The organism is Mycobacterium senriense, from assembly GCF_019668465.1.
Lineage (GTDB): Bacteria > Actinomycetota > Actinomycetes > Mycobacteriales > Mycobacteriaceae > Mycobacterium > Mycobacterium senriense.
On sequence record NZ_AP024828.1, the window covers coordinates 2,054,686 to 2,081,659 of the forward strand.

The window sequence follows — 26,974 nt, forward strand, 5'->3', positions numbered from 1 at the left end:
AAGGACGCTCGACACGTGACGCTAATCGCGGTCATCGCCGCACTCGCGACAGCTGCCTGCACCGGCTACTACTTCGGGCGGCGCGCGGCCTCGACGCCGACGAGCTGGAGAAAGCGAACGAGCCGGATCGCTCTGGGCAGGCAGGCCATCAACCTGCTCGCGATGATCACCGCGCGCCGGATCCAGCAGCGCTTCCGGGCCGAGCGCATCGTCGCCGACGTGGCCGCCAGATACGGGCTGAGAGTCGTTGCGCCGCCCCAATTTCGCCGCGGCCGTGCGGTGCGTGTGCGGTCCTATTAGTGTGCATTGGCATGGCTGCATTGCAGGACAAAGTCGCTCTGGTGACCGGAGCATCGTCGGGCCTGGGCGCCGAAACGGCGAAGTTGTTTTCCCGCGAGGGCGCAACGGTTTTCGGTGTAGGTCGCGATGTCGACCGCTTGCGCGATGTGTTCGCCGGCGTCGAACGCGGCGGATTCGCGTCGGTGGACATCGGATCGGTGCGGGCTTGCCGGGATGCGGTCGAGCACTGCGTCCGTGACTTCGGCGGCCTGGACGTCCTCGTCAATGTCGCGGGGCGCCACCAGATGCGCCGGACGGAGTCGATGACCGACGACGATTGGGAACAAGACCTCGCGGTGAACCTCAATGGGCCGTTCTACCTGTGCAGGGCCGCGCTGCCGCATCTGCTGGAGCGCGGCGGGAACATCGTCAACGTCAGCTCCATCGCCGGTGTCGAGGGGCAGGCGTATTCGGCCGGCTACTGTGCCGCCAAGCACGGCCTGATCGGTCTCACCCGTGCTTTGGCGGTGGAATACACCGCGGATCGGTTGCGCGTCAACGCGGTATGCCCCGGCGGCATGCTCACGCCGCAGATCGAACAGTTCAGCGCGCCAGAGGATCCCAACTACGACCTGATCATGCGCACAGCCTCACCACGCGGCATGATGCAGCCCCTTGATGTCGCCAACGTGATCGCCTTCCTCGCCAGCGATGCCGCGGCCGCGGTCCACGGCGCCGTCTATCGCGTCGACAACGGCAAGGGCGCCGGCTAGCAGATCGCTACCAGACGAGCGCGTCGAACATGAGCGCGGTGCCGGCGGCGGTGGACGCCTGATACAGCGGTTCCCACCACACCACTCGCGCGGTGGTCGGCACCCGGTGCATCCGGCGTTCGCCGACGAACCGGTAGGACCAGTACAGGGCCACGGCGGCGAACGCCGCCACCCCGATGCAGTTCGCCGCGGAGACCCAGGAGATGGCGGTCGTGGCCGGGGGCATGTCGTGTGAGGGCAGCTTCATGCCGGGCATGTCCATGACCGGCGAATCCGGTTGTGAGTGCGGGAGTATGGAAACGCCCCGCACGGCCCCGCTCATCAGCGCGTACATCCACGCCATCGCCGCCATCATCACCGCGTAGTAGCAGGTTTTCAGTCGCTGACGTGATGCCGGAGATGCCCAGACCGCAACGCCCACAAACCAAAGGCCGGCCACCAGAAAAAAGAGCGCCGGACCGATTGCCGGCAGGTCAAGCCCAACGCGCCACACCATCAAGACCATCGCCACCGACATCGTCAGATGCAGCAGGTGAGTCAGCCGGCCCGTCCACCGATCATGTTGTGCAACAGTGAGGTACGCGTACATGGCGATGCTCATGCCGAACAGAACGGTGACAGCCCAGCGCAGCCCCGGTTCGCCGATCATGGCCTGCAACATCGTGACCTGACGAATATCGTCTGCCCCACCCAGCCCCGAACCCATGCCGCGCCCATGGCGCCACCGTACCCCTACGGGGTATTTGAGCCAACCATAGTCGAGGGTGTCGGCGAGGAGCCGGCAGCCCAGCCCGCGCAGCGGGGGTGCGGTAACGGTTCGGGCACGTTTCAATCACCTCCCGACACGTCGTGCGGCACCACGCATCACGTGACTGACAATTCGGGGCATGACGCAATCGCGGGAGTCCGACGATGGCGCGTGAGTTCTCGCGGCAGACGTTTCTGCGGGGCGCCGTCGGCGCGTTGGCTACCGGAGCGGTCCTCGGCGCACCCCGGGTCGCCGCCGATCCCAGGGCTACCGGTTGGGAGGGTCTATCCACTGCCCTCGGCGGGAAGGTACTCCTTCCCGACAGTCCTCAATTCGCCGGAGCCAAGCAGGTTTTCAATACCAACTACAACGGGCTGACACCCGCGGCGGTAGTCACCCCGACGTCGGCGGCCGACGTCCAAAAGGCGATGGCCTTCGCCGCCGCGCACAACCTCAAGGTCGCCCCGCGCAGCGGCGGACACTCCTACATCGGCGCGTCGACCGCCAACGGCGCCATGGTGCTGGACCTGCGACAACTGCCCGGGGACGCCAATTACGACGCCGCCACCGGACAGGTGACGGTGACGCCGGCGACGAGCCTGTACACGATGCACCGGACGCTGGCCGCGGCCGGCCGCGGCATCCCAACCGGTACATGCCCGTCGGTCGGCGCCGCGGGACACGCGCTCGGCGGCGGCATGGGAGCCCAATCCCGGCACGCCGGCCTGCTCTGCGATCAGTTGACGTCGGCGTCGGTGGTGCTGCCCAGTGGCCAGGCGGTCACCGCGTCCGCCGCCAGCAACCCGGACCTGTTCTGGGCACTGCGCGGTGGCGGTGGCGGCAACTTCGGCGTGACGACCTCGCTGACCTTCGCCACGTTCCCCACCAAGGACGTCGACGTCGTCAACCTCAACTTCCCGCCACAGTCGTTCGCGCAGGTCCTCGTCGGGTGGCAGAACTGGCTTCGCACCGCCGACCGCAGCAGCTGGGCGCTGGCGGACGCCACCGTCGACCCGATGGGCGTGCATTGCCGGATCCTGGCGACCTGTCCGGCCGGGTCGGGTAACAGCGCTGCGGCCGCGATCACCCAGGCGGTGGGACTGCAGCCATCGGGTACCGAGAACCACACCTTCAACTACATGGACCTGGTGAATTATCTGGCCGTCGGCAACCTCAACCCCTCACCGCTGGGGTACGTCGGAGGGTCCGACGTCTTCGCCACCGTCAACGCGGGGGTGGCGCAGGGGATCGCCGCGGCGGTCAATGCCTTTCCCCGCGGTGCCGGCCGGATGCTGGCCATCATGCACGCGATGGACGGCGCCCTCGCCACGGTGGCGCCCGGCGCCACCGCCTTTCCATGGCGCCGGCAGTCGGCGCTGGTGCAGTGGTACGTGGAGACGGGCGATCCCGCGGCCGCGACCAACTGGCTCAACACGGCACACCAAGCGGTGCAACAGTATTCGGTCGGCGGCTATGTGAATTACATCGAGGCGAACCAGCCGCCGTCGCGATATTTCGGCCCAAACCTGTCCCGGCTGAGCGCCGTACGGCAGAAATACGATCCCGGCCGCGTCATGTACTCGGGGCTGAACTACTAGCCGCCGAACGCCCGCGGACGCGGCTGCCGTGGGACGCCGATCACCCGATGATTAGCCCGGCTTCGCACTGGGTACCTCCAGTGTGTCTGTGGCGAGTTAAGGGGTTGGCGAATGGCAGTCGAGCACGGTCGTGCACGGTGCCCCCGTTGCATGGCGTGGGCGCAGTACCGGTTTCTTGAGCGCGATGACGACAAGCTCGAGTATCAGGTGCATTGCGATGCGTGCGGGAACCTGTACTCCGAGGTGACCATCGCGTCGTCGGTCACCACGCCGGCCGCCTGAATGGCTCATCCACCTCTCATTCCACGCTGAGGCGGCGGGCGCGACCTGCCACGTTACGGAACCGCACCCTCGTGTAAGGTCTGGACCGCGAGCCAAGACGCCCCCACTCCGGAGCAGCGCCTAGTGCGCGCAACGCCGTGCGAAACGCGTTGAAAGGGGCGGCGTGAAAGAGGTATTGGCGCGAGCCGGCATCTTCCAGGGGATCGCTCCCGATGCGGTCGATGCGTTGGCTCGCCACCTGCAGCACGTATCGTTCCCGCGCAGGCGAACCGTCTTCGTCGAGGGCGAGCTCGGTGACGACCTCTACGTCATCCTGTCGGGCTCAGTGAAGATCAGTCATCAGACGACCGACGGTCGCGAAACCGTCTTCGCGGTGCTGGGCCCCGGGGACGTGTTCGGTGAGCTTGCGCTGTTCGACCCAGGCCCGCGAACCTCGACGGTGATCACCTTGACCGAGGTGGAAGCCGTGCGGATGGACCGGCACGCATTGCGTACCTGGATCCTCGAACGCCCCGAAATCGCCGAGCAGCTGTTACGGGTGTTGGCACGCCGACTCCGACACACCAACAACACGCTGTGCGACCTGATCTTCACCGACGTCCCCGCCCGGGTGGCCAAGCAAATCCTTGATCTGGCAATGCGATTCGGTACCAGCAATGGGGGCTCGGTGCTGGTCGAGCACCACCTCACGCAGAAGGAACTCGCGCAACTCGTGGGGTCCTCGCGGGAAACGGTCAATAAGGCGCTATCGGACTTCACCCAACGCGGATGGATCCGGCAACAGGGCAGGGCCCTCATCATCGACCAACCCGCGAAGTTGGCCCGCCGCGCAAGGGCTTAACGCCCCACGTGACCCAAGGGGACGGGCGCCGGCATCAGGACGATCGTCCAGCCGTCCGGGTCGAGAAACGCGATCGCACCGTTGCGACCCCACCACGGGTTGTCGAGCGCGACCTCCTCGGCTCCCGCGCCGCGGCACCTGGTCGCGACAGCCTGCTGCGCGTCAGCCGAGTCGAAGTAGAACACCAGCAGGTTCTCCCGCGTGGGCGCGGTTCCGTCGATGCCGTCGCGATGGGCCACGTATTCGATGTTGTATTGATCGCCGGGCAGGCCGAACATGACGACCGCCCATTCGCCGTCATCCGCGAAATGCAGCTGAGGCAAACACAATACGCCCCTGTAGAACTCGGCCATTCGCTCCAGCCGGGCGGTGGGGCGGGCAACCCGCACCTGAACGGCAGGCATCGCCGCCGGCCACGAACCGACACTCGGCATCTCAGCATCTGGCCCTTTCTCGAACGCGTAGCCCAGTTCACGCCCTAGGTGATCGACCAGAACTCCAACAGGGTCCGCAACGTCGCCACCAGGGGGAGCGGTTGGTCCAGCATGGGATGGTGGCCGGCCAGGGCCAGCTCCACGAACGGGCCACGGAGCTGAAGCAGGGAACGGATCCGTTCGGCCATCTCGGGCGGCACCAATCCGGCTTCGCAGCGCAAATACCCCACGCGGCAACGCATCGCGGCCAGCATGGTCTCTAACGACTCCTCGTCGGCGGGCGTCGGTTCGAAGAACTCACCGCCGAAGATCGCCGGGTCGAACTTCCAAATCCATCCTTCGTCGGTCCTGCGCACCGACTCGCCCGCGATGTGCTCTCGGACGTAGGGCAGGATCAGCTCCTGCGAGGGCACGGCCGTAAAGCGGGCCAGGATCTCATCTTTCGTCCGGTAGTGGTTGTGTTTGCGCCTGCGTAGTCGCCCTTCCTCCGGCGCACGCTCCCACAACGGCGAGTCGATCACCAGCATGCTGTTGATCTGCTGGCTGTAGTGCATCGCCGCCGTGGACACCACCCAGCCGCCCATGCTGTGGCCGATGATCGTCGGCCGTCCGGCGGGGCCGGCGGCTGCCGCCGCCGCCATCACTTCGCTCGCCCAGATTTGCAGGTCGTAACTGCCACGCGCTTCGCTGTCACCGTGCCCGGACAGATCCGGCGCGATCACCCGATGGGTACGGGAAAAGAACGGCGCGACGTGATCCCACCACCCTGAATGCGCTCCGCCACCGTGGACGAGCACCACCGGAGGTTGGTCCGCATCGCCCCAGACGCGCAGGTGGATGCGGCAACCGTCAACGTCGACATCGCAGTGGTCCGGTTTTTGATCGAGCGCTGTGGTGAACCAGGATGGTGTAACAGGTACCAGGCGCGAGCGGGAAAACAGTTTCCAACCTCCTGAGGATTCAAACGCTTTGTCTAGATTCAGGTTTCGCTCGAGGTGGCCAAGAGCGGGTCGCCCGGACGGGGAGTACGAAATTCACGAATTCGTCTCGGCCAGCCGCACCGTGACGGTTACCGCTCCCTTTGCGTCCCGCGTGGCGACGGCGTGACCGGCGTGCTCGGTATCGTCAAGCCGCAATGTCAGGGGCCCACCGGCGTCGAGGAAGTTCCGCCACCAGGTCTTCACGTCAGGCATGTTGACGCTGATGACGATGTCGCCACCGGAACGGCGGTAGGCGACCGGGATGCTGTACGTGCGTCCGGACCGTCGCCCCGTGTAGGTCAGCATCGTGATGTTGCGATTGATCAGCCGGCCGAAGCGGCGCGAGTTGGCCAGAGCGGCTATCGGCGCATTGAAAACAGGCGCGGCTCGCATCAGGAGGCGGCCAAGGTTGTTGGGACTCACGTTGAAAGTATCGCAGCAAATACCGGCGAGCGGTCGACCGTTGGAATTCGACGTGATGTCGCCCCGTTACCCATCGAGGTAGCATCCCGCGCAGATGCTCCAGCGGCTGCCATAAACGAGGAAGGGGGCGCTGATGACTGCTCCTGTCGATCCTTCGGTGCCGCCCAGCGGTATGGGCTGCGTCGAGTGCGATGAGGTCGGTGGTTGGTGGGTGCATTTACGGCGCTGCGCCGCTTGCGGGCACATCGGTTGCTGCGACGACTCGCTGTCTCGTCATGCGACCAAGCACTGGCAGCAGACCGGGCATCCGATCATCCGGTCGTTCGAGCCCGGTGAGGACTGGTTCTGGAACTACGAGGCCAACGACTATTACGACGGCCCGGAGCTGGCGCCACCCCAGTGCCGTCCCGAGGCCCAGTCGGTCCCCGGGCCACGCGGGCGCGTCCCGCATAACTGGTTCGAGCTGCTCCGCCATCGAGACGGCTGACGCGCTGGTCCCGGAAAGCCTTGCGTGGCGGGTGCGTTGATCCCGGTTTAAGCTGCTAATCCCGATACCACGCGAAAGGCGTTCTCCGATGCCAGCGATCGATCACGGCTCGCCGTTGGTATTCCCCCATTTCATCGTGTACGTCATCGCCGATCAGCCTGGTCGTGTGCGGTCCCGGCATGGTGATCGCCCGCAGCCGATTCAATGGTGATCCAGGATCGAGAACGTGCCGGTGCCGATCAGCCGTCGGCCTGGGCACCCCTTCGCAACCGCGTGTACCGCAGCCTGTTCATCGCACAGCTGGCCTCCAACGTCGGCACGTGGATGCAAAGTGTTGCGGCCCAATGGTTCCTGGTGGAAAAGCACAGCAGCGATGTCATCGTGGCACTGGTCCAGACCGCAAGCCTCGGACCGACACTTGTATTGGGCCTGTTCGCGGGCGTACTGGCCGATCTGTTCGACCGCCGGCGGTTGCTGTTTGTGCTGCAGTCCTACGCGGTGCTGGTGGCCCTGGCGTTGGCGGTCCTGACCTACCTGGGCCGGATGACCCCCACGTCGTTGCTGATGTTCACCGTGGCCATCGGCTGCGCGTCCGCACTGGCCGGGCCGGCCTGGCAGGCCATCCAGCCCGAGGTCGTCCCACGCGAACAGATACCGGCCGCCTCGACCCTGGGCAGCGTCGCGGGCAATGCCGCCCGAGCGATCGGACCGGCTATCGGTGGTGTCGTGGTCGCCTTATCCGGACCCGCGGCAGCCTTCGCGATCAACGCCCTGTCATTCGCGGGAATCATCGTCGCCCTGGTGGCGTGGAAACGACCGAAGCAATTCGCCCCGCTGGAGCGAGAGCATTTCGGCCACGCCATCCTGACCGGACTGCTCTTTGTCAACAATGGCCCCATTTTCCGCAGGATCCTGTTGCGCGCAGTCCTTTTCCTTTTCCCGGCGTCGGCCGTGCTGGCTCTGTTGCCGGTCGCCGCGGCACACCGATGGCACCTGGGTGCCGGCGGCTACGGCATGGCGCTTGCGGCGATCGGCATGGGGGCCGTGCTTTCCGTGGCGTTTGCCTCACGATTACACCGGAGGTTTTCCGACAACGTGCTGCTCGCCGGCTCCGCGGCCGTATACGGGTTGGCGCCACTGGCGGTGGCCTGGCTACCGTTCGTCGTGGCCACACCTATTTTGGTGCTGTCCGGCATGTCGTGGCTGATCACCTTGACGACGCTGAACGCCGCGGCCCAGCTCTCGTTGCCACGCTGGGTGCGCGCTAGGGGCCTGGCGTTATATCTGCTTTTCGCGACGGGATCTCAGGCGATCGGCTCCTACGTCTGGGGTGCGGTGGCCACGCGGGCTGGGTTGCACATTGCGCTGATCGGGTCGGCGGTGGTGCTCGGCGTTGTTGCCCTCAGCGTGTTCGTCCTGCCGTTGCTGCCCTGCACCGGGACGCTGAGCGTCGACGTTTCCAGCGCCTGGCCGTCGCCCACACTCGTGTTCGAACCATCTCCCGCGGACGGGCCGGTACTGGTCACCGTTCGCTACCAGGTTCCGCCCGGGAATCTCGACGATTTCACCGATGCGATGCGCGCAGTCAGACAGTCGCGACTACGCACCGGCGGCCACAGTTGGCGCCTGTATCACAGTGTCGGACAACCGGATACGTTCCTCGAGAGATTCACGGTCCCGTCCTGGACCGAATTTGAGCGCCAGCGCACCGAGCGTTGGCTGGAATACGACACCGATGGCGTCACCAGGGCGATCGGCTATACCGTCGACCGCACGCGACGGCACGAGTACTATCTCGCGCTGCGCCTGCGCCGATGATGACTTTAGCGGCGCTGCGGAGTCGGGGAACCGGTTGAACGACGGAAACCATTGGTGGCAGGCAATTTAGGCACCGCACGCCGAGAATGCGGCGTCCGCCTTCGGCATTTCTCAGGCCACGATGCGAGTATCGATACGCTGATTCTTCCGGCCGTGCAGACCCCGGACGGTGGCCGCGACGTCAGGAAGCGGTGAAATCGGTTCGAATCGGTTCGACGCCGGGCCTGGCGGATCAGGCTGCGGCGGCCAGTAAGTCGCGTACCGCGCTGTCGACGGTGCCCAACAGGTCGGGGTCGACGCCGGTACGACCGCGAACCAGTATCGAGGCGCTGTTGGCGGACGGCAGCCCCTCGGCCGGGCTGAGCCCGTCGGGGAACTTGCCGATCATCGGCAACAGTGCCACGCCGAGCCCCGACCGCACCGCCGCGTAGAGGCCGGACAGATCGCCGCACTCAGCGGCGATCTCGTACTCGATGTGGTGGTTTTCCAGAATTGCGAAGGCCGGCTCGCGCAATGTGCACGGCTCGGCGAAGATCACCAGCGGCAGCGGCTCTCGCGGGGAAATCGTCAGCGTGCGCGCTGAAACCCATTGCAACCGCACCAATCCCGATGCGTTGGCGCGATCCAGACCCGCCCCGTCCAGCATGATGGCCAGATCGACCAAACCGCGATCGATCGAGTCGGCCAGCGACACGTTGCGGTCGAGCCGGAAGCGCACGCGCAGCTCGGGGAGTCGCTCCCGCAACACGCGGGACAGGCCGGCCAGCATCACATCGGCGCCGTGTTCGGTGGCGCCGATGGTCAGGACCTTGTGTTCGGTGGCACCCAGGTCGTCGAGCGCGGTGTCGTGCGCGGCCAATATCGTACGGGCATGCCGCAGTGTCTTCTGGCCGACCTCGGTGAAGACGACCCCGCGTCCCGAGCGTTGCACTATCGGTTCGCCGACCACAGCTTCGATCCGGCGCAGATGCTGGCTGACCGCGGATTGGCTCAGGTGTAGCGCGGCGGCGGCACGGTGGAAGCCCCCGCAGTCGGCGACGGCGACAAGGCTGCGCAGCGGAGCGATATCGAGCACCTGGGCCATAGCAGCACTATAATGCGATCAGTGTTACTAATCAATCGTCCTGTTCATCACTCGGATCATCGTCCCTGGTACCAAGACCGATAAGGTTGTGCGATCAATCATGATCGCCAATAATCGTTGGACTGCGTCGGTCGACCACGCGAACATGGGTGTCATGTCTTTGCCGCGCATGCCTGCGACCACCGCCACGGCGGTGACGTTCTTTTACGCGCTCGGATATCCCATCGGCACGCTGGCGGTGACGGCGATGACGCCGATGGCCGCCTTGGTGCTGCGGTTTAGTTTGGCCGCAACGATTCTGGCGATCTGGTCCCTGATGGCGAGGGCCCGCTGGCCGCGCGGAATGCAATTCGGCCACGTCTTGGTGACCGGCCTGCTGATCCAGGGCGTTCAGTTCTGTTGCCTATACGAGGCCGTTCAGCTCGGGGCGCCGGCGGTGCTCTGCGCGGTGGTGATCGCCATGAACCCGGTGGTTACCGCGATCCTGGCGGCGATGTTCCTTCGGGAATCACTCGGTCCGTTGCGCGTGATTGCGCTGGTGCTCGGCGTCGTCGCGGTGCTGGCCGCCTGCTCGCACAGGCTGATGAGCACCCGCGGCGCCGACCCTGTCATCGCCTTGCTTGTCGTTGGGCTGGTTGGCCTTTCGGCGGGCGGTGTCTATCAACAGCGATTCTGCAAAGGTGTCGACTTCCGGGCGATGAGTGCGATGCAGAATGCCGTTGGTTTGATACCCGCGTCGGCACTCGCGATGATCACGCCGTTTACCGTGCACGATGGCGTCAAGGCGGTGATCGCGGTCAGCGGCATGGTGTTGTTGAATGCCACCCTGGCGGTGAGCCTCTACGTGCGTGCCATCAACACCCACGGCGCGACGGCGGTCGCGATGCAGTTCGCCGTCATCCCCGCGGTGGCCGGAGTGCTGTCGTGGATCATCCTGGACCAACGTCCCGACGAAGGCATTGCGGTCGGTCTGGTGCTGGGCGGACTCGCGTGCTGGATCAACACCCGGGCATCCGGCCGGCGACGAGCATCGAGCGCGAGCACGCCCGCCGCCACGCTGCCGCAGGTCGAGCTGCAGGACGCGCCGCTTTGAGATCTTGCCCGCCTCCGGCTGAGAGCTCCTGCCGATAGGCTTGTCCACCATCCGCCCATCCGCCGCAGCCGGTCTGTGACAATGCACCCTGCGGAACATTCAACGGAGGCGTGGTGAACTCGGACAGCGGGCAGCGTATCGGATCGGGGTGGGTAGCGGGGACGGTGGCAGCCCTTGCGACGGCGGCCGCATTCTGCCCTGCGATTGCCCGCGCCGACGTGCAATTGTGTAATCCGGCGAGTGTCGATGCGAATCAAATGTGCCATTTCGATGCCTCGGGGCCACTATCGGACATCAGCATGGTGTTTCCGGCCAACTATCCCGATGAACAGGCGATGGTCGGATATTTGACCAAGGTCAACGACGATTTCGGCAATGCCCGCGGACCGCTGAATACGTTGAAATCGCCGACTGCGCTGAAGGTTACCGGCACGCGATACAGCTCGGGTCCCCAACCGACCGGTACCCAGTCCGTGGTCACCGAGGTCTATCAGAACCTCGGCGCCGCTCATCCTCTGGTGTGGTACAAGTCCTTCAACTACAACCTGGCCAATCAGCAGCCGATCGCCTTCGATTCCTTGTTCCAGCCGGGAACCCAACCGCTGCAGACCATCTTGCCGATCGTGCAGAAGACATTGGCCGACCGGTACCGTGCTGCCGTCTCGATTCCGCCGGCCACCGGACTGCAGCCTGGGAACTACCAGAGCTTCGCGATCACCGATGACGCGATCGTGTTCTTTTTTGACCAAAACGCGCTGCAGCCGGCGATGGAGGCTACGCAAGTCTCGGTGCCACGCAGCGCGATCGCGTCAATGATCAGCCCGGGCATCGCCTAGCCGGGCGATAGTGGTGCAACTGCGGGAGGCGTCATGACAAGCGGCGACCAGCGAGCCGACGAACAAGCCATTCGTGCGCTCGTCGATCAGCAGGTAAAAGGTTGGGCCGCAGGCGATCCAGTGGCCTACGCCAGCGTCTTCACCGCCGACGCCGACTACATCACCTTTCTGGGCAGCCATTACACGGGGCGCGACGCGATCACGGCGTCGTATGTTCCGCTGTTCCGACGGCTCCTCAAAGGAACCCGGCTGCTCATAGACATCACCGAAGTACGATTTCTCACCCCCGATGTCGCACTGGTCCACGCGAACGCGTCGGTGATCAAAGGGGTGCGACGGCGTAATCGGCGCAGAGCCCGCGTGAACACCAGTGTCGCCGTTCGGACAGACGGCCGCTGGCAACTCACCGCCTCGCAGAACACCACACACCGGCGGGTCGCTGAAGCACTGATGGCTAAATTGTTTTCCTGATCATTGCCGCCCGACTAGCGTTGTGTGTCATGAGGGCGCGAATGGCGACACCGCAGGATGCCGGTGCGGTGGCCGAATCTATCTGCCCTATGTGCATGACACGGCAATTTCCTTCGAGGTGACGCCCCCCGATGTCGAAGAGATGCGGTTGAGGATCACCACAACGCTCGCGCGCTTGCCGTGGCTGGTCGTCACCGATGACGAGCGCGTCAAGGGGTTTGCCTATGCGAGCCCGTGAGTCGATTCACCGCCAGGGGCACGGCCGCCGGCTCTACGCCGCCTTGTTCAATGTGCTTGTCGCGCAGGGCTATATCAACGCCTACGCGGGGATCGCGCTACCCAATCCCGCCAGCGTAGGGCTGCACGAGGCGTTGGGATTCACACCGGTTGGCGTCTTCCACGGCGTGGGCTTCAAGCACGAAACATGGTGGGACGTCGGCTGGTGGCATCGCCGGCTGGTCGACCCGCCCCCGGTCCCACCCGAGCCGCTGCCCTGGTCCCGGCTGTCCGATCAGGCCCTGGACGCAGCGCTCGCGGCGCACACCCGGTAGCGGGAGGATCGCATCGATGACCACGCTGCCTCAAGGTGTTCTCGGTGCTGCGTCCGGAATTCGGCGGAGCGTAACGCAGTTGGGCATCTGATGACCACGGGTACAACGCTGCGCCCAGCAGTGCGTGGAAGGCCCGCTAGCTGCGCGATTCCGGTCGTCTACCGATCGCCCGGACAGTCGCCGCTGCGGCTACGGTGATCTGTATGCCGTCGGCTAGCCGCTCGTCCGCAGATCAGGTAAGGCGGCGCCCGAAGGACCGGAAGGTCCAGATCGCCCGCGCCGCCACCGATGCGTTCAGCGAGTTGGGCTATCACGCGGTCAGCATGGAGAACATCGCGGCGCGGGTGGGAATCTCCGCGGCCGCGTTGTACCGCCACTCGCAGGGCAAATACGACCTGTTCCGCGACGTCTTCCTGGCGCTGGGGCAGCAACTCGTCGACGCCACGGCCTTCGCGGACGCTTTGCCCGCCGATGGCGATCCCGAGGAACAACTCCACGCGCTCACGGCTGCGCTCATCGACACCACGATCGTCAACCGCACCGCCGGCGGACTGTATCGGTGGGAGGGCCGCTACCTGCGTGGCGATGATCAGCGCGCTCTGGCCGAACAGATCAAACTGATCAACCGCCGCCTGCAGCGTCCGCTGATGCGGCTGCGGCCGAAATTGACGTCGCGGCAACGCTGGATCTTGTCGGCGGCCACCCTGAGTGTCATCGGCAGCATCACCGATCACCGGTCCCGCCTGGGTAATGCCGAGATCCGCGCGGCGCTGGCCGATATCGCCACGGCGGTGTTGCAAGCCGAGTTGCCGAGCCAGCGCGGTCGCGGATCCGAGCAGCCGCGGTCGTCGACGCTGACCAGCGCCGCCGGAAGTTATGAGCTTCTGTTGCACGAGTCGATGCGCCTGTTCAATGAGCGCGGCTATCGCGAAACCGGAATGGAAGACATCGCCGCAGTGGTCGGCATACCGGTCGCCAGCATCTATCAGTACTTTCCGGGAAAGGCCGCCATCCTGGCGGTCTATTACCGGCGCGCCGCCGACCAACTCTCCGGCGACCTGTCCAGCATCCTGGCCACCAACGCCGACCCGGAACAGGCGCTCGCGCAACTCATCGAGGCCTATGTCACCCGGTCATTCGCCAACCCCGAACTGGCCTGCGTGTACTACACCGAGCGTCACAACCTGCCCGACACAGACGCGGTGCTGCTCTACAACATTCAGCGCTCCACCGTCGAATCCTGGGCCAGCCTCGCCGTCGCGGCCAACCCCGAGCTCACCCTGGGCCGCGCCCGCTATGCCGTGCACGCCGCGTTCGCGCTCGCGGTGGACACCGGCCGCCTGGTCTACCCCAACACCAGTGCGGCCGCGAGCCTCACGGTGCGCCGGCTGATGGAGGTCACGGTGCTGGGACGACCGGCAGCGCCAGCGCGTCATGGCTCCCGGGGCGGCCGGCAGCGGCACTGACAGGGCTTTGGGGGGCTAAGCCTCAGCCGGAGAATGAACTCTCCACTTGCTAGTCGGACATTCGCCTCGCTGGAGCACCCAGGGCGGTCGAACGTCTCGTTCCGGCAAGGTATCTCCGTAATGGATCGCGGTTCGTGGGCGCTGCCGATCGGTGGATGGCACTACCGAATCGTGTGAACCGGCATTAACATAGTTGCATGCTCGCCAGGATTCGCACACTCCTGGAGTATCAGTTGACCATCGCCGAACTGCTAGGTCTGGCCATACTGCTGGGAACCCCGTACCTGATCGTCGGCGTGATCTGGTCGAGCACCCACACCCAGCATCTGCACGACATGCACGGCGCCGATCTGGTGGTGTCGTTCCTCGGCTCGATCGTCTCATGGCCGGTGCTGCTTTTCGCCAACGTGTGCATGACCTAGGCGGCTCGTGTGGGCAACGGCGGCCCATGGCCACCGGCGGCCGGCGCCATCAGAATCCGCGGCGCAATCCCGAACCTCGAGCAGACGATGGCTGAACGGAGTCAAAAACCTTGCAAATAACTATTTTTCGATGACTACCGCGTGCTCTCGTCGGGAAGGTCGTGTCGAGATTGGTGCAATCCGGGGCCGTCTGGATCTTCGTCCTGGTGATCGAGTTGTTCCTGCAGCTTGCGCTGTTCTTCGGTTGCCTTCCGGGCGTCCTCGGGCGCAGCGGGCGGGTCGAAGTTGACTTGCTGATCCACCGAGATCTCCTCTGAACGTCTGCTCTACTTTTAGGCAGGATCTCCCGAAAGACGGGCCCCGAAACCCGGGCAATCTTGACTGTGCCGATCGCGCTGCTCACGGCGCCGGGGAACTCAATATTGCTTGACCACCGCCCGCGGTGCCGTTCGCCATCTTCTGCTCCCGTTGTCCTGCTGACGGGGCGGTTCAAGGAGCAATACTGCCAGCCCGTCGAGCAGCACCGGACGCACCCAGTCGCCCAGTTCGATCACCTCGCCCGAGCAGGGCCGGCGGTGCATCGCGTCGCGAGCGAGGTCGATGGGCGCCATCGCGAAAACCGTCTCGACGGTAGCCTGGTCGGGCAGTTTGCGGATGCCGGGCAAAGTGATGAACAGCCCGTCGTTGCCGGACAGGTGCAGTCCGACTGCCGCGAATGCGCCGGTCGTGCCCTCGCGGGTACCGCCGTGTCCGGACAGATGCATACCCAGGGCCGCCGCGAGCTCACGGGCTTCGTTGGGATGCAACACTTCTCGCTTGGCGCGGCGACCGAATTCGATCAGTCGTGGCGCGGCATCGGCGAGTTCGCCCGGGACGACGACGGCAAGCCCGGGGTCGGCATCGGGAGGGCATACCCGTTCCAGGAATTGCCCGGCGAGTTCGATGATCCCGGTTCGCACCGCGTGCGGATCGCCGTCGGGGCTCCGCCAGGCCAGGCACGCGCTCGAGTTGTGGGACGTATACGGGATGCGGTCGTCGACGAGCAGCTGATGACGCGTGGCGCCCGCGGGGGAGCCGAGGCCCGCCGCTTGCAGCTCGTGGAGCAGGGCCCGGGCTCGCCGACCCGTGCCGGGCGTGTAGGGGTTGTCGGTGTCGTCGATGCCGATCAGCAGGTCCACCTCGGCCAGCGCGGTACGGCCGGTCATGGATTGATCACCAGGTCAGTGACGTCGCGAACCCACTGATCACGGCCGAGTTTTGCACCGGTGAGCTTGAGTGTGTTGCGTTTGGTGAAGCCGAGAATGGTCTGATCGTCGAGCTCGGCCGCCGCCAGGGTCTGGGCCGGATCGCGGCCCTCCACCCGCACCCTGATGACGCCGGTCGCGCCCGCGGCATCGAGGATCGAATGCACGCTGGGTCCTTTCTGGACCTGTGCGCCGTGTGATTGCCGCGTCGCGACCTCCACCTGAGGGAGCTGCTGAAGCCGCGAAATGGTGAATCGTTGCAGCACTTGGTGGTTCTCCTGCACGACGAGTTGCAGCTCGGTCTCCGGGCCGCCGCACGCGACGAGCCAAGCACTCAGGACCAGGACCGCAATCATGCGAGCCAGACGCTTATTGCTGCGCATTTACGGATCCCATCCTGTGAATACGCCGAAAATAAGGATCAGTGTAGGGCCTGGCGCTTTATGATCCCCGCATGACCGTGATGCAGCGACCGGCGGCCGCGCCGAGTGTCGTCCGGGAGGTGGCGTTCCCGCTGCTAGCGGTCGCCGTCATCGTCGCCTCCACGGATATCCGGATTCCATTGGGCCTGCCGGGACACCGCGGGTTGATCTGGCTGACCATGCTGGTGGCGGTTGCGCTGGTGACGGCGCGGCGCGAGACGGTGCTAGCGGTCGGTGCGACGTCATCGATCGCGACGTTGCCGATGCACGGGTTGAGCGATCCGTTGTGGAGCAGTCGCTATGTGGCCGCCGCCGCGTTGCTGTATGCCGTGGTTTTCCTTCCTATGGTGCGGGTGCGCCGATGGTTGCTCGCGATCGCAGCCGCGCCCATTCACCTTGTCGCGCTTGCCAGTTCGATGTTGTCGTGGCACTCCGGAGCCAACCTGTCAGCCTGGGCATCGAACGGGATGCTCGAGCGGGCAGGCTGGCATCTGGTTTTCGGGTTTGTAGCCGGCCTGCTCGCCTGGGTGGTGGCACTTTGTCTGGGTCGGCCGCCGTCGGTTCGGGCCGGCGCATTTTTTGACGCAAGCCGATACAAGGAGCGGCCGCTATGACGCTGCGAGTTATTCCCGAGGGCCTGGCCGCGACCAGCGCGGCGGTCGACGCGATCACCGCTCAGCTGGCGGCGGCGCATGCGGCCGCGGCCCCGGTGGTCTCGGTGGTGGTTCCGCCGGCGGCCGACCCCGTATCCCTGGCGGCCGCCGCGGTGTTCAGCGAACGCGGCAGCCAGCATTCGGCCGCGGCGGCCAAGGGTGTCGAAGTCTTGGGACGGGCCGGGTTGGGGGTGAGTCTGGCCGGCGTCAACTACGTCGCCGGCGATACGGCGGCCGCGTCGACCTATCTGGGCGCAGGCTGATCATGACCGCGCCGGTGTGGATGGCCCTTCCGCCAGAAGTGCACTCGACGCTGCTGAGCAGCGGCCCGGGGCCGGGCCCGCTGCTGGCGGCCGCAGCAACCTGGACATCGTTGAGCACCCAATACGATTCGGCGGCAACCGAATTGACGGCCGTGCTGAGCGGATCCGTCCCGGTCTGGGATGGCCCGACCGCCGACAGGTACGTCGCCGCCCACATGCCATATCTGGCATGGCTACAACTGGCCGGCGCGTTGAGCGCCGAGGCGGCCGCCCAACATCAAGGGGTGGCCACCGCATACACCGCCGCACTGGCCGCAATGCCGACTCTGCCGGAACTGGCGGCCAATCATGCGACCCACGCAGCTTTGGTGGCGACGAATTTCTTTGGGGTCAACACGATTCCGATCGCGGTCAACGAGGCCGACTACGCGCGGATGTGGACTCAGGCGGCCACCACCATGACCACCTACCAGGCGACGACCGAAGCCGTGCAAATGAGCAGCGTCGCCGGATCGGGAACCGGAGGGAAGGCCGGTACCGGAAGCGGGTCGGGCACGGGAGCGGGCACCGGCACTGGCACCGGAACAGGCACGGGCACCGGAACGGGCACTGGCACCGGCACGGGCACCGGAACGGGCACTGGCGCCGGAGCGGGAAGCGGCACCGGCGGTGGGACCGGTGCGGGTGGCGGCGGTACGGGTTCCTTTCAGCTGCCCACCCCCGAAGAGATCTGGGAAATGCTGTTCGGGCCCGACGGTGAGCAGATCCCCGGTCAGGGCCAGCCGAACTGGAGTCCGTCGGAGTACCTGCAGAACCTCGGGAACTTCTTCAACGGCAACGCTCAGGCCGTGGCCTGGCTCCAGCAGAACCTGTCGGGTCTGCTCAATCCCTCCCAGTTCCCGGCGCTGATCAACTATTTCATCGCGTGGCAGACCTACCGGATCATCAACTGGACCATCCGGACGCTGCGGTTCATCCTCCAGGAGCTGCCGCTGCTGCTGCAGGTCGGCTTGAGCCTGTCCATCACCAGCCTGGGAGGGCTGGCCGGTCTGGCGGGCCTGGCCGGGTTGGCCGGGTTGGCCGCCCCAGCGAGCGTCCCCGCTCCCGCTGCCGTGCCTCAGCCCGCCGCGGTGGGCGTGCAACCGCCGGCGGTGTCGGCCGCTCCGGCGATGGCTCCGATGGCCCCGACCAGCCCGGCGGTACCGACGACATCGGTGGCGTCGACCCCTGCACCCGTAGCCTCCGCGATCACCCCGCCGACGACTCCGCCCATACCCCCGGCCCCGGTGACCGGAGCCGAGGGCTTCGGCTACCTGGTGGGCAGTGTCAGCCTCGGCATGGAATCGAAGGCGCAAACCCGGGCCAGAAGCGGGCTGGCCGTCGGGCAGACGGCAGCATCGGCGGCCGGCGTCGCGGCGGTCGAGCAGGAGCAGGGACGCTCCCGCCGGCGTCCGCGATCGGTCGTCGACCCCGGCTACCGCTACGAATTCATCGAGACCGACGACGAAGCAGTCGCGGTCGCATCGACAGTGCCGGATCGGTATCGCCCCTCGGACACCGGCGGATCGATACAGGGTTTCACCGGCACGCTACCCAAACCGGACGTGCGGGCTTCGGGCCTGATCACGTTGGCCGGCAAAGAATCCGGTGACGGCGCCCGTATGCCGATGCTCCCGGAGAGCTGGGACGGCCGGTAGGCTGCCCCGCCCTCCGTGGCGCGGTCAGCCGAGGTGCGCGGACAGCAACCAGGCACCCACGGACTTGCGACCGTTGTCCTCGTCGCGAATGTCGGCACCGGCGAAGGCCTCAAAGCCCGTCAGAAAGTTTTCGGGCACGTTGGCGTGGATGCGGGCCGGCCGGATCTCGTCGATCACCCAGTACTTCGAGACCACCTCGCGCAGTTCGGGCTCGGTGACCGCATTGACGGGGCCGTCGGCCGGCATCGCGGCGCGGTCGAAGACGAGCACGAAGTACGAGGCGCCCGGCGCGGCCGCCCGCACGATGGACTGCTGATAGCCCTCACGCAATTCGACGGGCATCGAGTGGAACAGGGTGCTGTCGACGATGGTTCCGAAGCGGCCGTCGTAGCCGGCGAAGGCGCTGATATCCGCGACGTCGAAGGTGGCATTGGTCAGGCCCCGGCGGGCGGCTTTCTCGGTTGCGAGCGCGATGGCGGTGGGTGACTGGTCCAGACCCACGGTGGTGTAGCCGCGCTCGGCGAGGTACAGCGACACCGCCGCCTCGCCGCAACCGGCATCGAGCACGTCACCGTGGAACTTGCCGTCCTCGATGAGGGCCGCGATCTCTGGCTGCGGCTCACCGATGCTCCACGGCGGCCGGTTTCCCTCGCCCATCTCGGGAGCCTCACCCCGGTAGGCGGATTCGAACATCTCTTGAGTCGGTTGCGTCATGACATCGTTTATATCAATGTGCCTGATACATGTCAATGGGCCTGATATAGGGGGCGGCGGCTGCCGGGCCGCCGGATCGCAGCTGGTTGCCGGACGAAATCGGCGCGCGCCAAAGCTGGGGTTAGGGCCGCTTCTACTTGAGGGTCGCGGTCAGGTAGCCGGACGCTTCGCCGAATGACGCCAGCTCGTCCTTGGGGATCGCGAACCCCTCGGCGGCGAAAGCCTGCTCGGTTGTCCGAATATCGATCCGCCAGCCGCGAGCGGCCAGGTATTCGCCGGCGGGATTGCGGTCGCCGGTGTAGAACAACTCGGCCAGATTGATGTTGGAGCCGATGCGCTGAGTCCGCTCGGTCAGCTTCTGCGCCCAGTCCGAGGGGATGTCGCGCAGGTCCATGTGTTCGGTGGCGATCCGGCTGCCCGGCGCCGAAACGGCGACGATGTTGTCGAACAATCGGTCTTGCGCCTCGGGCGGCAGGTAGACCAGCAGTCCCTCGGCGCTCCATGCGGTCGGCTTGTGGGCGTCGAACCCAGCCGCCGCGAGGGCCGACGGCCAGTCGTCGCGCAGGTCGATCGACACGGTGCGGCGCTCCGCGGAGGGCGTGGCGCCCAGATCGGCCAGGGTGCGCGTCTTGAATTCGACCACCTCGGGCTGGTCGATCTCGTACACGACCGTGCCCGCCGGCCAAGGCAACCGGTAAGCCCGCGTGTCCAGGCCTGACGCCAAAATGACGGCCTGCTGGATACCGGATTCGGTCGCCCGCATGAAGAAGTCGTCGAAGAACCGGGTGCGCACCGTGATCTGCTCCTTCACGGCCTGGCGATTCAGCAGCGGATCGTCGCTGCGGTCAAGCTGGTTGTCGAGGAGCTTGATGAACACATCGCTGCCCACCGCGCGGACCAGAGGATCGGCCCAGGGGTCGTTCAGCAAGGGCTCCGGGCTTTGGGACGCGATCGCCCGCTGTGCGGCGACCGCCGTCGCGGTGGCCCCGACGCTGGACGCCAGATCCCATGTGTCGTTCTCGGTGCGGCCCACGCCGATCTCCTCCCTGCGTCCTGCGCGCATTTAGTTAGCGTATTTAAGTGACTCCTCGACTGTACTCCTTGGCGCGCGGGCCACCGGTCCGAGCGGCGCCGACCGTGCAGGCGAGCCCCGGGGAATGCAGCGGTAGCGCTCGGGTGTTCGCTGTAGGTATGGCTGATGAGATCGAAATGAGCCCGCGGGGTTGGGTGCGCGACCAGACCGAACAGATTTTGAGTCAGGGCACCACCGATGGAGTCGAGGTTTTCGATCGGCCTATCGTTCTGCTGACCGTCACCGGGGCGAAGTCCGGCAAGCAGCGCTATGTCCCGTTGATGCGGGTCGAGAAGGATGGCCGCTACGTCATTGTCGCGTCGCACGGCGGCGCCCCGGAGCATCCGGTTTGGTACTTCAACCTGAAGGCGAATCCGGCGGTGACGCTGCAAGACGGCGACAAGGTTCTCGCGTTGACGGCTCGCGAGCTCGAGGGAACCGAACGCGAGCAGTGGTGGCAGCGTGCCGTTGAGGCGTTTCCCCCCTACGCGGAATACAAGGCGAAGACGGCGCGGCCGATCCCCGTTTTCGTCCTGGAGTAACCGCTCTAGGTCCCGTGGGCGCCGCACCGGCGCTGAATCCCGAAAAAATTTGCATTCGATATGCACCCGGCTCGTCCGGTTGACCCCTTATACGTGCCCACCTACCTTCGAACGTATAGGCCAGGCATGTCCCGTGGAACAATGACGTTCGGGTATGTAATCGCCTGCGCTGCACGGATTTACGCGTTTACGGTATGCCGTGACCGGGTGGATATCGAAAAGCCCACCGTCGATGACCAATTCAGGGGAGGGCCAGTGCAACACGTCAAACCGCCAGAGCCGCAGGGCATGGAGGATGGCGCTCCGTCTCGACGAGACCGGGTGCGTGAGGTCCTGCAATACGATCTGCCGGCGTCGTTGGTTGTCTTCTTGGTGGCGCTGCCCTTGTCGCTCGGGATCGCGATCGCCTCGGACGCGCCGGTTCTCGCCGGCCTGATTGCAGCGATCGTCGGGGGAGTCGTCGGTGGATGGATCGGCGGATCGCCGTTACAGGTCAGTGGCCCGGCGGCCGGGCTGACCGTTGTTGTCGCCGAACTCGTCTCCCAGTTTGGCTGGGCGATTACATGTTTCATCACCGTGATCGCCGGGATCCTACAAGTCCTGTTGGGGTTCAGCCGAATTGCCCGCGCCGCCCTGGCGATATCACCGGTGGTGGTGCACGCGATGCTGGCCGGCATCGGCATCACGATTGCGCTGCAACAGGTGCATGTGCTGCTGGGCGGCGCCTCGAAGAGCTCGGCCTGGAGCAATGTCACCCAACTGCCGGCTCAGATTCTCGGCGCTCATCGGCCGGGGCTAGTGCTGGGCCTGCTCGTGATCGCCATTCTGATCTCCTGGCGCTGGGTTCCGGCCCGGGTGGCCAAGATTCCCGGCCCACTCGTCGCGATCGTGGTGGTCACTGCCATTTCAGTGATCTTCCCGTTCGACGTATCCCGCATCGCGCTGGACGGCTCAGTGCTCGATGCGCTGCGGCTTCCCTCGCTCCCGCACGGGAATTGGGGAGCTGTCGTCATCGCCGTCATCACCGTCACCTTGATCACCAGCGTGCAGAGCCTGCTGACGGCGGTATCGATCGATCGCATGCACACCGGCGCGCGAACCGACTTCAACCGCGAGCTGATCGGGCAGGGCGCGGCGAACATCGCGTCGGGCGTCATCGGCGGCCTTCCCATCGCAGGTGTCATCGTGCGCAGCGCCGCCAACGTGAATGCCGGCGCCAAGACGCGCGCCTCGACGATCATGCACGGCGTCTGGATACTGCTGTTCGCCGTACCCTTCGCGGGACTCGTCGAAAGGATCCCCACCGCCGCGCTTGCCGGACTGCTCATCGTCATCGGCATCGAGCTGTTGAAGCCCGCACACATCGAAACCGCTTTGCGTAACGGCGATCTCGCCGTGTACTTGGTGACCGCGGTTTGCGTCGTGTTCCTCAACCTGCTGCACGGCGTGATGATCGGCCTGGCGCTGGCCGTCGTCGTGACCGGATGGCGCGTGGTGCGGGCCAGGATCGAGGCCGAGCCGGTTGGCGACGGGTGGCATGTCGTCGTCGAGGGCGCGTGCACCTTCCTGGCGCTGCCCCGGCTGACCGGAGTCCTGGCGTCCGTACCCGAACGCACTTCGGTCACCATCCACCTGCTCACGAATTATTTGGATCACGCGGCGCACCAGGCGATCAGCGACTGGCAACGCCGGCACTGTGCTACCGGCGGGCAGGTTCATGTTCGCGACACGGTCGACCCGGATGACTCTGACGCCCTGGCCACCAGCGGCCTCATGGAATCCGTTGGCCCCGCCGGGAAGTCCTCGAAGGCCAACCGCCGTAACGTGCACCTGAGTCTGGTCGAGGAGTTGTCCGCCGCAGGGGCCAAGTGACCGCCCGGCGCGGCTACTTCAGGTCGGCGGCGACCTGCTCCAGGGCGGCGAGGTGTTCGCCGACATTCGCGAAACCGGCCTTCATGGTGTTCACCGAAAGATGGGTGGCGCCTGCGGCTTTCCATGCTGCGATCGTGTCGGCGAGCTTGTCGCGGTCTTCGATCCAGCTGACCCGGCCTTCCATTCCCAGGCTCTTCGGGTCGCGACCGGCCGATTCGGCCGCGCGGTTCACCTGTTCGAGGGCGTGATCGAGGCCGGGGCCGGGACCCAGCATCGGAAACCAGCCATCGCCGAGGCGACCGGCACGTTCGTACGCGCGATCGGAGGCCGCCCCGAACCACACCGGTATCGGGCGCTGGGTGGGCAGCGGGGCCAGGCCGGCCGCGGTCACCGTGTGGTACTTGCCGACGTAGGTGACCGACCGTTCGGTCCACAGCTTGCGCATCACCTCGACCTGTTCCTCGGAGCGCCTGCCGCGGTTGGTGAACGACTCTCCGAGCGCCTCGTACTCAACGGCGTTCCAGCCCAATCCGATTCCGAATCGGAAGCGACCGCCCGTGAGCACATCGACCTCGGCGGCCTGCTTGGCCGCCAATACCGTTTGGCGTTGCGGCAAGATGATCACCCCGGTGACGAGTTCCAGCGAGGTGACCGCGGCCAGGTAGCCGAACATGACGAACGGTTCATGAAAGGTCGAGTCGATGTCGTAGGGCCCCTGAAAGCCGTGGTGCACCGTCGGGTCAGCGCCGACGACGTGGTCGTAGGCGAGGATGTGCGTGAACCCGAGCTCGTCGACGCGCTGACCGTACGTGCGGAGCACAGCGGGGTCCGAGCCGAGCTCGGTTTGCGGAAAGACGACTCCAATGCGCATTGGCTGTGCAACCACGCCGCACCAGGTTTACTTCCCGTGCAACAAAGGCGGAGCGCAGCCATCGGCACGGCAAATGTTTCGGGGGCGGTGTCGTCTTCTCGCCTCTGGCGCAAGTGGTCGCTCGAAGCGACGGTTCTGGTGTGGTACCCGGGGAATGACCGACACCGCCGGGCTGATCAACCACGACCGTCGGCGGGATATTCCACTGCCGGATGAGCGCGCCCGTACCGGCTTCAGGATGATGTAGTCGTGACGGCGAACAGGGTCAGTGGGGTGCTGAGAGTCGGCGAGATGGAGCCGACGTTCGAACAAGAGCTGGCTGCGCGTTACGCGATTCCGAAACTGCCCGACGGACCCGCGCGAACGCAGTTCCTAACCGAGCACGGCGCCGGTGTGCGCGTGCTGGTGACATCGGGATCGCCCGGGGTCGATGCCGCCACCATCGCGGCGCTGCCCAACCTGAAAGCCATCGTCAACAACGGGGCCGGGGTCGATCTGATCGACCTGGACGCGGCGAAGCGCCGCGGCATCGGCGTGAGCAACACCCCCGACGTGCTGTCGGACACGGTCGCCGACACGGCAGTGGGCCTGATCCTGATGACACTGCGCCGTTTCGGTGCCGCCGATCGCTACGTGCGCGCCGGTCGATGGGCGCGGGACGGTGAGTTTCCCTATGCCAGAGATGTCAGCGGCCTGCAGATCGGCATTCTGGGACTGGGCCGGATCGGTTCGGCGATCGCGACCCGGCTGCTCGGATTCGACTGCGCCATCGCCTATCACAGCCGCCACCGCGTCGAGGGATCGCCATTTCGCTATGCGACGTCGCCCATGGAGCTGGCCGAGTCGGTCGACGTCCTGGTCATCGCCACCACGGGCGACGCCAACGCGCACAAGCTGGTCGACCGTGCGGTGCTGCAGGCCTTGGGTCCCGAGGGTTACCTGATCAACATCGCGCGGGGCAGCGTCGTCGACCAGGACGCGCTGGTGGAATTGCTGGCCGCTGGGGAACTGGCGGGCGCGGGCTTGGACGTCTTCGCCGAAGAACCGCAGGTACCGGCCGAATTGTTCGACCTGGACAACGTGGTGCTTCTCCCGCATATCGGCAGCGCCACCGCGCGAACCCGGCGGGCCATGGCACTGCTGGCGATCCGCAATCTCGACAGCTACCTCGAAACCGGCGAATTGGTCACACCCGTCCTGCCGCCGCGCCGTTAGGATCTGCTTGAATGCGGCTCGTCGCCTTGACCTGGCGATTCACGACGGCTATTCATCTGTGGCCGAAGCGATACTCGCGAAGGTTATTGCCCCATCCGCATCTGGGTATGCGGCTGTTATGAGTCCACTACTGCCGGAGACTGCCACGCCGGTGCGGCTGACGCTTGCCGGCACAGCCCGCCCCGATACGGCGGCGGAGTGGCGGCGGGCGCTGCAACGGTGGCTGCAACAAGAGGTGCGCGCGCCGGAAGAGATTCGTGAGGACGTCGTTCTCGGGGTGAACGAGGCGCTGGCGAATTGTGTTGAGCACGCCTACCGCTCGCATGGCCAGGTCGGTGCCATGAAACTTCAGGCCAGCTACGACCCCGACGCCGAGTCGATCCGCGTGTGCGTCAGCGACCGCGGCAACTGGCGGAAGCCTTCGTCCAGGCACTCCAGCGACCCCCACGCGTCGCGCGGCATCATGCTGATGCACGGCCTGGCCGACCACTGCACCATCCATGCCCGTCCCAACGGCACCAGCGTCTACCTGGATTACGCGACCGACGCCCAAGCCGCCGCTCATCACCAACGTTGAAGCCGTGGGATCGCCTGGGTCAGGCGCCTGATCGCGCCGACGGCGTGAACTTGACCGGCATCTTCTCCAGCCCGCTGACAAAGTTCGCCGGACGCACCGGCAGCGGATCCGTGGACGCCAGCCGCATATCCGGCAGGCGTTTGAGCAGGCGCTCGAGCATCATCGACAGCTCCAAGCGCGCCAGCTGATTGCCCAGACAGAAGTGGGTTCCGAACCCGAAGGCCAGATGATTGTTGGGGTATCGGTCGATGCGGAAGTTCTCCGGATCCCCGAACACCGCCCCGTCGAAGTTCGCCGATTCGAACAGCAGGATGATCTTCTCGCCCTGCTTGAGCTGTGCACCGTGAAACTCCAGGTCGGCGGTCACGGTGCGGGCCATGTTCTTGACCGGGGCGGTCCATCGCAGCATCTCCTCGATCGCGTTGGGCAGCAGCGCCACGTCATTGACCAGCTGCTGATGCTGTTGCGGGTGCCGCAGTATTTGCGCGGTACCGCCGGACAGCGTGTGTCGAGTGGTCTCGTCGCCGCCGATCAGGAGTAACAACACCTCGGTGACGATCTCGTGGTCGGCCAGCTTTTCCCCGTCCACCTCGGCATGCACCAACACGCTGACCAGGTCATCGGTCGGATCCGCCTTGCGCGCCGCGATCATGCCCGTCATATATTCGGTGTACGCGGCGAACGCATCCACCGAGACCTGGAAATCCTTCTCTGCGGTCGTGCTGCTGAGCAAGGTCACCATGTCGTCGGACCAGCGAAGAAACATCTGGCGCTCCTCCGGAAGCACCCCGAGCATGTCACCGATCACCGCCATGGGAAGCGGCGCGGCGAGATCCCAGACGAAGTCGCACTCGCCCCGTTCGCAGACGTTGTCGATGAGCGCATCGCACAGCGCTCCGATCGAGCGCTCCCTGTCCTTGACGCGTTTGCGGGTAAAGCCCGCGTTGACCAGCTTGCGTCGCAGCAGATGCGCGGGGTCATCCATCGCGATCATCATCGGGGGAGCGTCCTGGTCCGGTCGGATACCGCCGGCGTTGGAGAACAACTCCGGCGCACGCTCGGCGTCGATCACTGCTTGGTAGCTTGCCGCGGCCGCCAGGCCATTGCGGTCCCGAAAGACCGGTTCGTTCTCACGCATCCATTGATAGACCGGCCGCGAATCTCCCGCGTAGAAGGCCCCGTCGGTCAGATCAACGTCGGGCCGTAGCTGGCTGCGCGTATCGATGGTGCTTGGCACGGTCCACCC

The 26,974-nt window shown here is 65.7% G+C and carries 31 protein-coding genes and 1 pseudogene; 20 read left to right on the forward strand and 12 right to left on the reverse strand.

Annotated features, from left to right (window positions below):
- The first annotated feature begins 15 nt into the window (after window positions 1-15).
- Together MTY59_RS09750 and MTY59_RS09755 are read left to right on the forward strand one after the other, a co-directional pair.
- Window positions 16-300 carry a hypothetical protein gene (locus MTY59_RS09750; protein WP_221045460.1) on the forward strand — a complete coding sequence of 95 codons (285 nt, stop codon included), beginning with the start codon at window positions 16-18 and terminating at the stop codon, window positions 298-300.
- Window positions 301-311: 11 nt separating this feature from the next.
- Entirely contained in the window at window positions 312-1,052 is a 741-nt protein-coding gene (locus MTY59_RS09755) for an SDR family NAD(P)-dependent oxidoreductase (protein WP_221045461.1), read from the forward strand.
- A 7-nt stretch (window positions 1,053-1,059) separates the two neighbouring features.
- Here the strand turns inward: MTY59_RS09755 and MTY59_RS09760 are convergent, their stop codons facing one another.
- Window positions 1,060-1,701, reverse strand: a complete 642-nt coding sequence (locus MTY59_RS09760) for a DUF5134 domain-containing protein (protein ID WP_221046356.1) — start codon at window positions 1,699-1,701, stop codon at window positions 1,060-1,062.
- A 263-nt stretch (window positions 1,702-1,964) separates the two neighbouring features.
- On the opposite strand from MTY59_RS09760, the gene MTY59_RS09765 reads away from it, so the two are divergent.
- The 3 genes from MTY59_RS09765 (at window position 1,965) to MTY59_RS09770 (ending at window position 4,521) form a co-directional block, all read left to right on the forward strand.
- Window positions 1,965-3,398, forward strand: a complete 1,434-nt coding sequence (locus MTY59_RS09765) for an FAD-dependent oxidoreductase (protein WP_221045462.1) — start codon at window positions 1,965-1,967, stop codon at window positions 3,396-3,398.
- Window positions 3,399-3,548: 150 nt separating this feature from the next.
- Window positions 3,549-3,680 (forward strand): hypothetical protein, encoded by a 132-nt coding sequence (locus MTY59_RS27670; RefSeq protein WP_284145690.1) that lies wholly within the window; start codon window positions 3,549-3,551, stop codon window positions 3,678-3,680.
- A gap of 163 nt (window positions 3,681-3,843) precedes the next feature.
- Window positions 3,844-4,521, forward strand: a complete 678-nt coding sequence (locus MTY59_RS09770; protein WP_221045463.1) for a Crp/Fnr family transcriptional regulator — start codon at window positions 3,844-3,846, stop codon at window positions 4,519-4,521.
- Here MTY59_RS09770 and MTY59_RS09775 read toward each other — a convergent pair.
- From MTY59_RS09775 to MTY59_RS09785, 3 genes are all read right to left on the reverse strand, one after another.
- Window positions 4,518-4,955: a VOC family protein gene (locus tag MTY59_RS09775; protein ID WP_221045464.1), complete on the reverse strand. Its 438-nt coding sequence runs from the start codon at window positions 4,953-4,955 to the stop codon at window positions 4,518-4,520. The two genes, MTY59_RS09770 and MTY59_RS09775, sit on opposite strands and share 4 nt — an antisense overlap.
- A gap of 44 nt (window positions 4,956-4,999) precedes the next feature.
- On the reverse strand, window positions 5,000-5,896 hold the full coding sequence (locus tag MTY59_RS09780; RefSeq protein WP_221046357.1) for an alpha/beta fold hydrolase: 897 nt from the start codon (window positions 5,894-5,896) through the stop codon (window positions 5,000-5,002).
- Window positions 5,897-5,989: 93 nt separating this feature from the next.
- On the reverse strand, window positions 5,990-6,358 hold the full coding sequence (locus tag MTY59_RS09785) for a nitroreductase/quinone reductase family protein (RefSeq protein ID WP_250160791.1): 369 nt from the start codon (window positions 6,356-6,358) through the stop codon (window positions 5,990-5,992).
- A 133-nt stretch (window positions 6,359-6,491) separates the two neighbouring features.
- Here MTY59_RS09785 and MTY59_RS09790 point away from each other — a divergent pair, with 133 nt between their 5' ends.
- Both MTY59_RS09790 and MTY59_RS09795 read left to right on the forward strand, forming a co-directional pair.
- Window positions 6,492-6,845, forward strand: a complete 354-nt coding sequence (locus tag MTY59_RS09790) for a UBP-type zinc finger domain-containing protein (RefSeq protein ID WP_221045465.1) — start codon at window positions 6,492-6,494, stop codon at window positions 6,843-6,845.
- Window positions 6,846-7,049: 204 nt separating this feature from the next.
- Complete coding sequence (locus tag MTY59_RS09795; RefSeq protein ID WP_221045466.1) at window positions 7,050-8,663, forward strand: MFS transporter; 1,614 nt, start codon at window positions 7,050-7,052, stop codon at window positions 8,661-8,663.
- A gap of 232 nt (window positions 8,664-8,895) precedes the next feature.
- Here MTY59_RS09795 and MTY59_RS09800 read toward each other — a convergent pair whose 3' ends face one another.
- Window positions 8,896-9,747, reverse strand: a complete 852-nt coding sequence (locus tag MTY59_RS09800; protein WP_221045467.1) for a LysR family transcriptional regulator — start codon at window positions 9,745-9,747, stop codon at window positions 8,896-8,898.
- A gap of 169 nt (window positions 9,748-9,916) precedes the next feature.
- On the opposite strand from MTY59_RS09800, the gene MTY59_RS09805 reads away from it, so the two are divergent.
- The 6 genes and pseudogenes from MTY59_RS09805 to MTY59_RS09830 all read left to right on the forward strand — a co-directional run bounded on the left by MTY59_RS09805 (window position 9,917) and on the right by MTY59_RS09830 (window position 14,586).
- Window positions 9,917-10,840, forward strand: a complete 924-nt coding sequence (locus MTY59_RS09805) for a DMT family transporter (protein WP_221046359.1) — start codon at window positions 9,917-9,919, stop codon at window positions 10,838-10,840.
- A gap of 113 nt (window positions 10,841-10,953) precedes the next feature.
- Window positions 10,954-11,676, forward strand: a complete 723-nt coding sequence (locus MTY59_RS09810) for an esterase (RefSeq protein WP_250160792.1) — start codon at window positions 10,954-10,956, stop codon at window positions 11,674-11,676.
- 33 nt (window positions 11,677-11,709) lie between these two features.
- Entirely contained in the window at window positions 11,710-12,147 is a 438-nt protein-coding gene (locus MTY59_RS09815; protein ID WP_221045469.1) for an SgcJ/EcaC family oxidoreductase, read from the forward strand.
- A 41-nt stretch (window positions 12,148-12,188) separates the two neighbouring features.
- Window positions 12,189-12,698 (forward strand): annotated as a pseudogene (locus MTY59_RS09820) (GNAT family N-acetyltransferase).
- Between the two features lie 203 nt (window positions 12,699-12,901).
- A complete protein-coding gene (locus tag MTY59_RS09825) occupies window positions 12,902-14,164 on the forward strand; it encodes a TetR/AcrR family transcriptional regulator (RefSeq protein ID WP_221045470.1) in 1,263 nt (420 codons plus the stop codon).
- Between the two features lie 197 nt (window positions 14,165-14,361).
- Window positions 14,362-14,586, forward strand: coding sequence for a hypothetical protein (locus tag MTY59_RS09830; protein WP_064878624.1), 225 nt, complete (start codon window positions 14,362-14,364; stop codon window positions 14,584-14,586).
- A 134-nt stretch (window positions 14,587-14,720) separates the two neighbouring features.
- Here MTY59_RS09830 and MTY59_RS09835 read toward each other — a convergent pair whose 3' ends face one another.
- The 3 genes from MTY59_RS09835 to MTY59_RS09845 all read right to left on the reverse strand — a co-directional run bounded on the left by MTY59_RS09835 (window position 14,721) and on the right by MTY59_RS09845 (window position 16,186).
- A complete protein-coding gene (locus MTY59_RS09835) occupies window positions 14,721-14,888 on the reverse strand; it encodes a hypothetical protein (protein ID WP_170880089.1) in 168 nt (55 codons plus the stop codon).
- A gap of 114 nt (window positions 14,889-15,002) precedes the next feature.
- A complete protein-coding gene (locus MTY59_RS09840; RefSeq protein WP_221045471.1) occupies window positions 15,003-15,791 on the reverse strand; it encodes a hypothetical protein in 789 nt (262 codons plus the stop codon).
- Complete coding sequence (locus MTY59_RS09845) at window positions 15,788-16,186, reverse strand: hypothetical protein (protein WP_221046360.1); 399 nt, start codon at window positions 16,184-16,186, stop codon at window positions 15,788-15,790. Before MTY59_RS09845 ends, MTY59_RS09840 begins: the two co-directional genes overlap by 4 nt.
- Window positions 16,187-16,284: 98 nt before the next feature.
- On the opposite strand from MTY59_RS09845, the gene MTY59_RS09850 reads away from it, so the two are divergent.
- Genes MTY59_RS09850 through MTY59_RS09860 form a run of 3 tightly spaced genes read left to right on the forward strand, consistent with a single transcriptional unit; the run spans window position 16,285 to window position 18,865 of the window.
- Window positions 16,285-16,866, forward strand: coding sequence for a hypothetical protein (locus MTY59_RS09850; protein ID WP_221045472.1), 582 nt, complete (start codon window positions 16,285-16,287; stop codon window positions 16,864-16,866).
- Window positions 16,863-17,168: a PE family protein gene (locus MTY59_RS09855; RefSeq protein WP_221045473.1), complete on the forward strand. Its 306-nt coding sequence runs from the start codon at window positions 16,863-16,865 to the stop codon at window positions 17,166-17,168. Before MTY59_RS09850 ends, MTY59_RS09855 begins: the two co-directional genes overlap by 4 nt.
- A 2-nt stretch (window positions 17,169-17,170) precedes the next feature.
- A complete protein-coding gene (locus MTY59_RS09860; protein ID WP_221045474.1) occupies window positions 17,171-18,865 on the forward strand; it encodes a PPE family protein in 1,695 nt (564 codons plus the stop codon).
- 24 nt (window positions 18,866-18,889) lie between these two features.
- Here the strand turns inward: MTY59_RS09860 and MTY59_RS09865 are convergent, their stop codons facing one another.
- Window positions 18,890-19,579, reverse strand: coding sequence for a class I SAM-dependent methyltransferase (locus MTY59_RS09865; RefSeq protein WP_221045475.1), 690 nt, complete (start codon window positions 19,577-19,579; stop codon window positions 18,890-18,892).
- Between the two features lie 133 nt (window positions 19,580-19,712).
- Entirely contained in the window at window positions 19,713-20,642 is a 930-nt protein-coding gene (locus MTY59_RS09870) for a class I SAM-dependent methyltransferase (protein WP_431190733.1), read from the reverse strand.
- 128 nt (window positions 20,643-20,770) lie between these two features.
- Here MTY59_RS09870 and MTY59_RS09875 point away from each other — a divergent pair, with 128 nt between their 5' ends.
- The gene (locus MTY59_RS09875) at window positions 20,771-21,193 is read left to right on the forward strand and encodes a nitroreductase family deazaflavin-dependent oxidoreductase (protein WP_221045476.1); all 423 of its coding nucleotides are present in this window, start codon (window positions 20,771-20,773) and stop codon (window positions 21,191-21,193) included.
- Window positions 21,194-21,481: 288 nt separating this feature from the next.
- Window positions 21,482-23,065, forward strand: a complete 1,584-nt coding sequence (locus tag MTY59_RS09880; RefSeq protein ID WP_221046362.1) for a SulP family inorganic anion transporter — start codon at window positions 21,482-21,484, stop codon at window positions 23,063-23,065.
- 13 nt (window positions 23,066-23,078) lie between these two features.
- Here MTY59_RS09880 and MTY59_RS09885 read toward each other — a convergent pair whose 3' ends face one another.
- Window positions 23,079-23,936, reverse strand: a complete 858-nt coding sequence (locus tag MTY59_RS09885; protein WP_221046363.1) for an LLM class F420-dependent oxidoreductase — start codon at window positions 23,934-23,936, stop codon at window positions 23,079-23,081.
- 291 nt (window positions 23,937-24,227) lie between these two features.
- Between MTY59_RS09885 and MTY59_RS09890 the strand changes: the two genes are divergently transcribed.
- Entirely contained in the window at window positions 24,228-25,151 is a 924-nt protein-coding gene (locus MTY59_RS09890) for a 2-hydroxyacid dehydrogenase (protein ID WP_415822654.1), read from the forward strand.
- A gap of 151 nt (window positions 25,152-25,302) precedes the next feature.
- Window positions 25,303-25,728, forward strand: a complete 426-nt coding sequence (locus MTY59_RS09895; RefSeq protein ID WP_221046364.1) for an ATP-binding protein — start codon at window positions 25,303-25,305, stop codon at window positions 25,726-25,728.
- Window positions 25,729-25,747: 19 nt separating this feature from the next.
- On the opposite strand, the gene MTY59_RS09900 is transcribed toward MTY59_RS09895, so the two are convergent.
- The gene (locus MTY59_RS09900; protein ID WP_221045478.1) at window positions 25,748-26,965 is read right to left on the reverse strand and encodes a cytochrome P450; all 1,218 of its coding nucleotides are present in this window, start codon (window positions 26,963-26,965) and stop codon (window positions 25,748-25,750) included.
- Between the last annotated feature and the right edge of the window lie 9 nt (window positions 26,966-26,974).

Coding starts and splice junctions, on each gene's coding strand:
- MTY59_RS09850 (WP_221045472.1), top strand. CDS start 16,285: ATGACCGTGATGCAGCGACCGGCGGCCGCGCCGAGTGTCGTCCGGGAG.
- MTY59_RS09855 (WP_221045473.1), top strand. CDS start 16,863: ATGACGCTGCGAGTTATTCCCGAGGGCCTGGCCGCGACCAGCGCGGCG.
- MTY59_RS09815 (WP_221045469.1), top strand. CDS start 11,710: ATGACAAGCGGCGACCAGCGAGCCGACGAACAAGCCATTCGTGCGCTC.
- MTY59_RS09760 (WP_221046356.1), bottom strand. CDS start 1,701: ATGATCGGCGAACCGGGGCTGCGCTGGGCTGTCACCGTTCTGTTCGGC.
- MTY59_RS27670 (WP_284145690.1), top strand. CDS start 3,549: ATGGCGTGGGCGCAGTACCGGTTTCTTGAGCGCGATGACGACAAGCTC.
- MTY59_RS09775 (WP_221045464.1), bottom strand. CDS start 4,955: ATGCCGAGTGTCGGTTCGTGGCCGGCGGCGATGCCTGCCGTTCAGGTG.
- MTY59_RS09860 (WP_221045474.1), top strand. CDS start 17,171: ATGACCGCGCCGGTGTGGATGGCCCTTCCGCCAGAAGTGCACTCGACG.
- MTY59_RS09840 (WP_221045471.1), bottom strand. CDS start 15,791: ATGACCGGCCGTACCGCGCTGGCCGAGGTGGACCTGCTGATCGGCATC.
- MTY59_RS09865 (WP_221045475.1), bottom strand. CDS start 19,579: ATGACGCAACCGACTCAAGAGATGTTCGAATCCGCCTACCGGGGTGAG.
- MTY59_RS09765 (WP_221045462.1), top strand. CDS start 1,965: ATGGCGCGTGAGTTCTCGCGGCAGACGTTTCTGCGGGGCGCCGTCGGC.
- MTY59_RS09845 (WP_221046360.1), bottom strand. CDS start 16,186: ATGATTGCGGTCCTGGTCCTGAGTGCTTGGCTCGTCGCGTGCGGCGGC.
- MTY59_RS09800 (WP_221045467.1), bottom strand. CDS start 9,747: ATGGCCCAGGTGCTCGATATCGCTCCGCTGCGCAGCCTTGTCGCCGTC.
- MTY59_RS09825 (WP_221045470.1), top strand. CDS start 12,902: ATGCCGTCGGCTAGCCGCTCGTCCGCAGATCAGGTAAGGCGGCGCCCG.
- MTY59_RS09830 (WP_064878624.1), top strand. CDS start 14,362: ATGCTCGCCAGGATTCGCACACTCCTGGAGTATCAGTTGACCATCGCC.
- MTY59_RS09890 (WP_415822654.1), top strand. CDS start 24,228: ATGGAGCCGACGTTCGAACAAGAGCTGGCTGCGCGTTACGCGATTCCG.
- MTY59_RS09870 (WP_431190733.1), bottom strand. CDS start 20,642: ATGCGCGCAGGACGCAGGGAGGAGATCGGCGTGGGCCGCACCGAGAAC.
- MTY59_RS09880 (WP_221046362.1), top strand. CDS start 21,482: ATGGAGGATGGCGCTCCGTCTCGACGAGACCGGGTGCGTGAGGTCCTG.
- MTY59_RS09790 (WP_221045465.1), top strand. CDS start 6,492: ATGACTGCTCCTGTCGATCCTTCGGTGCCGCCCAGCGGTATGGGCTGC.
- MTY59_RS09795 (WP_221045466.1), top strand. CDS start 7,050: ATGGTGATCCAGGATCGAGAACGTGCCGGTGCCGATCAGCCGTCGGCC.
- MTY59_RS09805 (WP_221046359.1), top strand. CDS start 9,917: ATGCCTGCGACCACCGCCACGGCGGTGACGTTCTTTTACGCGCTCGGA.
- MTY59_RS09875 (WP_221045476.1), top strand. CDS start 20,771: ATGGCTGATGAGATCGAAATGAGCCCGCGGGGTTGGGTGCGCGACCAG.
- MTY59_RS09885 (WP_221046363.1), bottom strand. CDS start 23,936: ATGCGCATTGGAGTCGTCTTTCCGCAAACCGAGCTCGGCTCGGACCCC.
- MTY59_RS09755 (WP_221045461.1), top strand. CDS start 312: ATGGCTGCATTGCAGGACAAAGTCGCTCTGGTGACCGGAGCATCGTCG.